The following is a 1,025-nucleotide window of genomic DNA, read 5'->3' as shown; positions in this document are numbered from 1 at the left end:
GCGCAAAAATGGCCAGATCGTTAAATATTCCCCGCACTATCAGCAAGGTCAGCAATTGACCAATCAACAGCCCCAACTCCTGACCCAAATGGGTACCCGTTGGCGTGTTGATTATACTTTATTGTTCAAGATCATGGATAGTCAGGCGCGACAGGAGAACAATGCGCTGTTGCTCGAAGGTCAACTGGCCCCGGAACAGGAGAGCTGACCGCTTCAGGAGCAGCACATGCGCCTCTTTCTGGCTATCGATCCCCCTCCCGATCTGGGTAGTGCACTACAGGAGGCTCTGCTGCCCTGGCGGCACAAGCTGCCCGACTGGCATTGGGGTGCTGCCGCACGCTACCATTTGACGCTGCGCTTTCTCGGTGAAACCGACAGCAAACTCATCCCGGAGATCATCGCCGGCATGGCACGCGCCAGCCATACCATCCCTGCATTCACCCTGAGCAGCACAAGCTGGGGATTTTTTCCACGTCCAGCAGCAGCAACTCTCTTTTGGCTGGGTTGGGGAGAGAGAGACAGCGACTTTTTATCTGCTCTGGCAAAAGCAGCAAACGAGCACATTGCCTGCGGTGAACGGGACAACCGCCCCTATAGCCCCCATTTGACTTTGGCCAGAAGCCGAACACCCCAAACAATTGCCCTCGCCCAGTTGACTGCCCTGCCCCTGCCTACAATCCTCTGGCCGGTAGACTCCTGGCACCTCTATCAGTCGCAATTGGGATCGGGCCCACCCCGCTACCTGCGTCTGCATAGCCAACCGTTGCACACCTGATACCAACTTGCAATCAAATGAGTAGCAAACATTTGCGGCGCTGCGCCAAGGCAAAAAACGCCTTGGCTTGTTGATAAAGTGCCGCTAAAAAACAAAATCAAGATCTTGGAGGCTCCGCCTCCAATCCTCCGCCAGGAGGAGATGATCTCCTCCTGGACCTCCTCAGAAATTTTTATTCAGCACCCAAATCAACTGCGGGTCCAGGGAGGGCACCTCCCTGGCCGGGTCCAGGGATGGAATCCCTGGGATT

Annotated in this window: 2 protein-coding genes; both read left to right on the top strand. The window is 55.6% G+C overall.

Features of this window, described 5'->3' with window-relative positions:
- Nucleotides 1-208 (top strand): hypothetical protein (locus EJP87_RS18245; protein WP_193771512.1); only part of this gene is annotated, 208 nt, incomplete at its 5' end.
- Nucleotides 209-226: 18 nt separating this feature from the next.
- Nucleotides 227-775 carry an RNA 2',3'-cyclic phosphodiesterase gene (thpR, locus tag EJP87_RS17105; protein WP_227657766.1) on the top strand — a complete coding sequence of 183 codons (549 nt, stop codon included), beginning with the start codon at nucleotides 227-229 and terminating at the stop codon, nucleotides 773-775.
- The last annotated feature ends 250 nt before the right edge of the window (nucleotides 776-1,025 follow it).

The sequence above is a fragment of the Candidatus Magnetaquicoccus inordinatus genome, from assembly GCF_004217665.1.
In the GTDB taxonomy this organism is placed as follows: Bacteria; Pseudomonadota; Magnetococcia; order Magnetococcales; family Magnetaquicoccaceae; genus Magnetaquicoccus; species Magnetaquicoccus inordinatus.
This window is presented reverse-complemented; position numbering and strand designations above follow the sequence as displayed.